The sequence below is a fragment of the Dactylosporangium sp. NPDC000555 genome (genome assembly GCF_040300025.1).
Taxonomy (GTDB): domain Bacteria; phylum Actinomycetota; class Actinomycetes; order Mycobacteriales; family Micromonosporaceae; genus Dactylosporangium.
On the sequence record NZ_JBEPDB010000100.1, the window covers coordinates 21,192 to 27,472 of the forward strand.

Below are 6,281 nucleotides of genomic sequence, written 5' to 3' on the forward strand. Positions count from 1 at the left end.
AGCGCCGGCAAGGCCTGAGGAGGTTGAACGGCATGCGCCGGTCCGCCGCGGTTCTCGCCGCCGCGCTGGTGCTCGCGGCATGCGGCGGCGACCCGGCGCCGGTGCCCACCGCCGACAACGCGGACTGGCCGACGTACCACCGCGACAACGCGCGCACCGGCAACGGCCCCAGCGCCCCGCCCGCCACCAGGCTCGCCAAGGCGTGGGAGGCGCGGCTGGACGGCGCCGTGTACGGCCAGCCGCTCGTCATCGGCACCAGGGTGCTCGCGGCGACCGAGAACGACACCGTCTACGCCCTCGACGCGCGATCCGGCGCCGTGCTGTGGTCGGCACACGTCGGCACGCCGGTGCCCGGCTCCGCGCTGCCGTGCGGCGACATCGACCCGCTCGGCATCACCGGCACCATGGCGTACGACGCGCAGACGAAGCTGGTCTTCGCCGTCGCGGAGTCCACCGGCGGCGCGCACACCCTGGTCGGCGTCGACGTCGGCAGCGGCGAGGTCCGGCTGCGCCGCGCGGTCGAGCCGCCGCTCGGCGACCGGCTCGCGCACCAGCAGCGGGCCGCCCTCACCGTGCGGGCCGGGCGCGTCTACATCGCCTACGGCGGGCTCGCCGGGGACTGCGCGAACTACATCGGCTCCGTCGTGTCGGCGCCGACCTCCGGCGACGGCGAGCTGCAGAGCTACACCGTGCCGACGTCGCGCCAGGGCGGCATCTGGTCCCCCGCCGGCGGGGCCGTCATCGGCCAGCGGCTGTACTACGCGGTCGGCAACGGCGCGTCGACGACCACCTTCGACGGCAGCGACACGGTCATCGCGCTGGACCAATCGCTGCGCCGCACCGGCTACTTCGCCCCGGACACGTGGGCCGAGGACAACCCCGACGACCTCGACCTCGGCTCGATGACCCCGGCCCTGGTCTCCGGCCCGGGCGGCGACAAGATCTTCATCGCCGGCAAGCGCGGCGTCGGCTACGTGCTCGACCCGGCCGATCTCGGCGGCATCGGCGGCCAGCGGGCGAAGCGAGAGGTGTGCGCCGTGTTCGGCGGCGCCGCGGTCGCCGGCACCACGCTGTTCGTGCCCTGCGACGACGGGGTGCGGAAGGTGACCGTCGACACCACCTCGGGCCGGATCACCGTCGGCTGGCACGGCCCCGACGGCGCCACCGGCTCCCCGGTGCTCGCCGGCGGCTCGGTCTGGGTCGTCGACGTCGGCGCGGGCGTGCTCCACCTGCTCGACCCCGCCGACGGGCACGAGCGCGCGCGGCTGGACATCGGACGCGCCCCGCACTTCGCCTCCCCCACCGTCGCCCGCGGCTACGGCTACGTCGGCACCCTCACAGGCGTCGTCGCGGTCGAATCCTGAACCGTCCCGCACTCCCTCGAGCGGCGCGGCGCGCCCGGAATGTCCGCCCGGCCCGACGGAACCAAGCCTCCGGCCTAGCCTGGATCGGATGCGGCGAAACATGCTGATCGGTGGGCTGCTGATCGCGCTCTCGTGCGTGGCGTGCGGCTGGCTCGGTTACCTGGCCAACGTCGAGCGCCCGACCGGCGCGCCGGATGACGACGCGCTGACCGGCGGGCTGCTCGTGACGGCCTTTGTGCTTGTCGGCGCCGGCCGGGCGCACATCGGCTGGGCCTGGACCGGGCGGCGCCGGTGAGCGACCTCGACACGGACCTGCCGCTGACGGAGTTCGACCCGGACCGCGAGGCGCTCATCGCGCCCCGGCCGCCGGCCCTGCGCGAGCCGATGCCGGCGCGGGTCGTCATGTGCTTCTTCCCGGAGGTGCTCGCCGGCCTGACGGCCAGCCACGCGGCACGGCGGATCGGCGCGTTCCCGCGGGATCTTGGCGGGCACGAGATCCACCTGGTCGAGGCGGGCGGTGAACCGGTCGCCGTGTTCCATCCGGGCGTGGGAGCGCCGCTCGCGGCGCACCACCTCGAGCAGGCGATCGCCGCCGGGGGTCGAGCGTTCGTCGCGTGCGGCGGCGCAGGGGCCCTGCGGGCAGGCATGGCCCTGGGCCACGTCGTCGTGCCGGACGCGGCGGTGCGCGACGAGGGCACGTCGTACCACTACGCGCCGCCGGCCCGCGTGGTGCGCGCCGATCCGGCCACGGTGGCCGCGTGTGTGGACGTGCTGGCGGAGCGCGCGGTGCCGTACACCATCGGGATGACGTGGACGACGGACGCGCCGCTGCGGGAGACCCCGGCGCGGATCCGGGCCCGCCGGGACGAGGGCTGCATCACGGTGGAGATGGAGACCGCGGCGTTCCTCACCGTGGCCGCGTTCCGGGGCGTGCGCCTCACCCAGTATCTGTACGCCGGCGACGACGTCAGCGGCAGCACCTGGAGCCACCGGAACTGGACCTCCTCGTCCGGCGTGCGCGCCGGCCTCCTCGACCTCGCGCTGGCCGCGGTCCGCCGGCTCCCGTTGTGAGCCGCCGATGCCAGCACCGGGGACGGTGGCACGCAGTCGCAGGCCCCGGTGTCGAACCGGGCATTCCGCCCTTATGAGGGGCGGCCGAGCAGCCGACGCTCAGCCTGCGGGTAGGGTCCACAGTGGATGGCGACACGTGTTGCGAGGCCACAGCCGGACTCGAACCGGCGTCTACCGCTTTGCAGGCGGTCCCCTGACCGCTCGGGCATATGGCCATCGATCGACGGTGTTCGTGCGGGTGGAGGGATTCGAACCCCCTCAGCAAAGCAGCTGGTTTACAGCCAGCCCCGACTCTCCAGCGTCGGCGCACCCGCGTGGTGGGGGCCTATCGGCCCCTCTGTGGTGGCAGGGGCGGGATTTGAACACCGCGATCTCCGGCTTATGAGACCGGCGAGGACGACCGAGCTCCTCTACCCTGCGAGCGCGCCGCCGGGGACTCGAACCCCGAACCCGCCGACGAAGCGTCGGCTGCTCCACCAGTTGAGCTAGCGGCACTTCCGAAGCGCGGACGGGACTCGAACCCGCACATGTCCTGGGTGAAAACCAGGCGACTCTTCCATTCGTCCACCGCGCCATGTCCCGGGACGGTGCTCTACCAACTGAGCTACCGGGACGTGCTTGCCGTGCGTGCCCTCGGCGCGATTCGAACGCGCACTGTCGACGTCCTCAACGTCGTGCCTCTGCCGTTGGGCCACGAGGGCGTGGGTGTTGCGACCGAGCGGCAGCCGGGATTCGAACCCGGGGCCTTCGCCTTGGCGAGGCGACGCTCTGACCTGACTGAGCTACAACCGCGTGGGGTACCGCGCACCGCCGACCGGAATCGAACCGGCGACCTCGGCCTCGACAGGGCCTTGCTCTTCCGCTGAGCTACGACGGCAAAAGGTGCCTCCCCCCAGGGGCACCAGAGCGGTAGCGGGGACTCGAACCCCGTCACGGCCTGTTTGGAAGACAGGTGTCCTACCCGTTGGACGACTACCGCAGGCAACACGTCGCCCGTCCGGGGGTCGAACCCGGTCTCCCGGAGTGAGAATCCGGAGGTCTACCTGCCTCAACCTCACGGGCGTCGGTGGGTGCCCGCACGAGCACCCCGCGTGGACCTGAGCGGATTCGAACCGCTGACCCTCGGTCTGCCGAACCGATGCGCTACCGCTGCGCCACAAGCCCTCCGCCGCCGGCGCGGTCACGCCGGCGGTACGTCCGAGACCCCCGAGTCGAACGGGGTTTCCCGCGCTCCCAAGGCGCGTGGGTTTCCGTCTCCCCCGTCTCGGCCTGAAACGTGTGCCATCCACTGTGGACTTGTCAATTGCCGACTCCACCGGCGAAATCGCCGAGGCGTTTTTCGGGCAGCCGGTATCGCCATTTCCGCCGGCCGCAAAATGGTGTTTCAGGGAACGAAAAAGCCGCCCGGTCCCCGGTGGGGTGGGCGGCGGAGGCGTCGCTAGCGGGCCGCTAGCCGCTCCACCTACCCGAGGCGTATTCCCAGTTCAGACAGTCGAAACCGGCGATGAGGAGGGCATAGCCGCCCATGGCCCCCGCGCCGAGCGGCATCTGCCGCCGCGGTTCGAGATCGGGGTGCCGTCGCATGGTCATCTCCTTGTCGCCTCAGTGCTTCTTCTCGGTACTCTTCCCGGCGCTCTTCTCGGTGTCGATGAATAGATTACGCATTCGCCGGCGCCCGCACAACGCATTAATCGCGACTTCTTCGAAATACCCCGGCAACCGCGTGGCAGCGGGCGGTACGTTGCCCGTATGGCCGAGCTGATCGCCCCCACGTCCCGCCTGCACGCGCCCTGGCTGGCCGCCCGCGACGACTGGGGCCGCGGCGCGACCCAGCACGGCAGCGGCCTTGGCGAGGACGATGACGTCGACTCGGCCGCGGGCTTCGCCGCCTGGGTGGCGGGGCTGCACGCCCAGCGCGACGAGTCGCGGCCGCCGCCGGAGGGCCGGGTGCCCGCGACGTACTGGTGGATCGCCGAGAACGCCACGATCCTGGGCGCGATCACCCTGCGCCACCGCCTGAACCCGAAGCTCCTGGAGGCCGGCGGCCACATCGGCTACGCGGCATCCGCCCGTCGGCCCGCGGCCGCGGCCTGGCGACGTGGGCGCTGCGCGAGGTCCTGCGCGCCGCCGCGGACCTGGGCCTGGACCGGGTCATGCTGAGCTGCGACGAGCACAACCCGGCTTCGGCCCGGGTCATCGAGCGCTGCGGCGGCGCCCTGGAGGACGTCCGCGACACGTGGCTGGGCCGCAGCCGCCGCTATTGGATCGAGCTGCCCACCCGATGAGCATCGGCCGATGCTCCCGGCCTCGGCAGCGCCGCGTCCACCGATATGCGCGCGGTCTCTCGCGCTCGCCCGGCGGCATGAGCGTGCACCATCTGACATTATGGACTGCCGTTCGGGGCGGTGCTTTCGGTCGTCTTCCGGGATTGCATGCATGGGGCAGTTGGGATTGTTTTCAAGGGCGGAGTTGGCTGCCATGCGTGACCGGACCAGGTCACGTCGTTATTCTCCGGCGAAGGAGCAGTTCCGCCGGGAGCACGCACGGCATCGGGACTGGGGCCTTGCGAGACGCCACGCCGAGAAGCTCCGCCGTCTCCGCGGCGACACCCCGCCGGCGGTCAGCGACCAGCGGGACGGATCGGTGCACGGATCGGTGCAGGTGCCGATGCCGTCCTCGCCGCCTCCGCCGGTCATGCAGCCTGACCAGGCACAACGTCCCGCGAGCAGCCCCGCGGCGAGCGACTGCGATCCCGCGCCGCGCCAGGTGGGCGGCGACGGGCGGCCAGGTCCTGTCCCGAAGCGTCGTCGCGCATCCACGCCACAGCTGCGCCGGCCCGCCGGCCCGGCAACGCAGCCAATGATTGGCGGAAATAAACGGCCGCCGGCGCATCGCGGCCATCTTTCGACAATGCCGCGCACGGCAGAGCGGCATTTCCGCCGAATGCTCCGCAAGGCGGGAACAAGCAACCACTGCACTTGTGGACCGCCGAGGCCGATTCCCGAATGTCTCGACGATGGCGATGGCACACGCAACGCGCACATCGGCTAAATGCGGATGCGCTGCACTCGCGGATCGATCATCCCTTGCTGTCGGCCGATCGACCGTCTGACGGTCCCGCTGGCATTCCTTCGGCGTCACCGTGGTCAGCGGTCGGCGTCCGTCAGGGGCGATGATGTCGCAGCGGTCGTGAGCGCACTGTTATCAGGGGAGTCCACGACCGCGGGCGGCGCGTGCCTGGTGGTTCAGGATCGCCGTAACGGCGGGAGCGGGTACGGCGCTTCGATGATCAGCACGCCCGTGGGGTGACGGAGTTTTCTTGTTGTGCCCCCGGCTGGTCCCCCAGAACATGGGAAAAGGCCGTCACTAGCGGCGATACCGACATCGTGATCGTCGACGGTTGCTGGCCGCTGCCGTCACGCGAACAGTGGCAGGCGGTTCGAGGCCGTCCGCATCGAAGATGCCGAACGGGGCTCGAACCGGTGGGCCGGACGATGCAGAATGCGAACACCATCACGGTCGCAGGTTGCCCGTTATCGCCCCGTTTGGTCAGGTGACTGAGCGAGTAATGCCCGGTGCCGCTGCCCGCGATGCCCCAACCCGCCGGTGGGTGTACTTGGTGCTGCGCGACGTCCGCGTCGGGTTCTCCGCGGGTGTGGCTACGACCGGCACTCGTCGTGAGAGTCGTTGGCGTCAGTGTGTGGTGTCGGTGGCCTTGCCGGCGAGGGCGTCGGCCATCCGCCGGCGGAGCAGTTGCCGCTCGTGGCGCGTCGGCGCGAGGTCGGCGGCGTGTTCGAGCTCTTCCGCGGCCTCGGCCGCCCGACCCAGGCGGATCAGGATGTCGGC

Annotated in this window: 6 protein-coding genes and 11 tRNA genes; 5 read left to right on the forward strand and 12 right to left on the reverse strand. The window is 71.5% G+C overall.

The features are described 5' to 3' along the window. Positions 1-32 precede the first annotated feature (32 nt). From ABT297_RS37560 to ABT297_RS37570, 3 genes are all read left to right on the forward strand, one after another. Positions 33-1,364: an outer membrane protein assembly factor BamB family protein gene (locus ABT297_RS37560; protein WP_350557346.1), complete on the forward strand. Its 1,332-nt coding sequence runs from the start codon at positions 33-35 to the stop codon at positions 1,362-1,364. A gap of 88 nt (positions 1,365-1,452) precedes the next feature. Next, a complete protein-coding gene (locus ABT297_RS37565; RefSeq protein ID WP_350557347.1) occupies positions 1,453-1,659 on the forward strand; it encodes a hypothetical protein in 207 nt (68 codons plus the stop codon). Next, positions 1,656-2,435 (forward strand): nucleoside phosphorylase, encoded by a 780-nt coding sequence (locus tag ABT297_RS37570; RefSeq protein WP_350557348.1) that lies wholly within the window; start codon positions 1,656-1,658, stop codon positions 2,433-2,435. Before ABT297_RS37565 ends, ABT297_RS37570 begins: the two co-directional genes overlap by 4 nt. A gap of 144 nt (positions 2,436-2,579) precedes the next feature. Here the strand turns inward: ABT297_RS37570 and ABT297_RS37575 are convergent. The 12 genes from ABT297_RS37575 to ABT297_RS37630 form a co-directional block, all read right to left on the reverse strand. Then, positions 2,580-2,650 (reverse strand) — tRNA-Cys (locus ABT297_RS37575). Positions 2,651-2,668: 18 nt separating this feature from the next. Then, positions 2,669-2,749, reverse strand: a tRNA-Tyr gene (locus tag ABT297_RS37580). A gap of 26 nt (positions 2,750-2,775) precedes the next feature. Further along, positions 2,776-2,855 (reverse strand) — tRNA-Met (locus tag ABT297_RS37585). 2 nt (positions 2,856-2,857) lie between these two features. Then, positions 2,858-2,930: transfer RNA gene (locus tag ABT297_RS37590), tRNA-Lys, on the reverse strand. A 5-nt stretch (positions 2,931-2,935) separates the two neighbouring features. Beyond that, positions 2,936-3,009 (reverse strand) — tRNA-Glu (locus ABT297_RS37595). Positions 3,010-3,063: 54 nt separating this feature from the next. Beyond that, positions 3,064-3,136 (reverse strand) — tRNA-Leu (locus ABT297_RS37600). Positions 3,137-3,152: 16 nt separating this feature from the next. Then, positions 3,153-3,227: transfer RNA gene (locus ABT297_RS37605), tRNA-Gly, on the reverse strand. A gap of 13 nt (positions 3,228-3,240) precedes the next feature. Next, positions 3,241-3,312, reverse strand: a tRNA-Asp gene (locus ABT297_RS37610). 28 nt (positions 3,313-3,340) lie between these two features. Then, positions 3,341-3,414: transfer RNA gene (locus ABT297_RS37615), tRNA-Gly, on the reverse strand. 10 nt (positions 3,415-3,424) lie between these two features. Further along, positions 3,425-3,498, reverse strand: a tRNA-Glu gene (locus ABT297_RS37620). A gap of 29 nt (positions 3,499-3,527) precedes the next feature. Further along, positions 3,528-3,599, reverse strand: a tRNA-Ala gene (locus ABT297_RS37625). Positions 3,600-3,884: 285 nt separating this feature from the next. Further along, positions 3,885-4,019 carry a hypothetical protein gene (locus ABT297_RS37630; protein ID WP_350557349.1) on the reverse strand — a complete coding sequence of 45 codons (135 nt, stop codon included), beginning with the start codon at positions 4,017-4,019 and terminating at the stop codon, positions 3,885-3,887. 165 nt (positions 4,020-4,184) lie between these two features. Here ABT297_RS37630 and ABT297_RS37635 point away from each other — a divergent pair, with 165 nt between their 5' ends. Next, positions 4,185-4,595, forward strand: a complete 411-nt coding sequence (locus ABT297_RS37635; protein WP_350557351.1) for a GNAT family N-acetyltransferase — start codon at positions 4,185-4,187, stop codon at positions 4,593-4,595. Continuing rightward, a complete protein-coding gene (locus tag ABT297_RS37640; RefSeq protein ID WP_350557350.1) occupies positions 4,553-4,720 on the forward strand; it encodes a GNAT family N-acetyltransferase in 168 nt (55 codons plus the stop codon). Before ABT297_RS37635 ends, ABT297_RS37640 begins: the two co-directional genes overlap by 43 nt. The last annotated feature ends 1,561 nt before the right edge of the window (positions 4,721-6,281 follow it).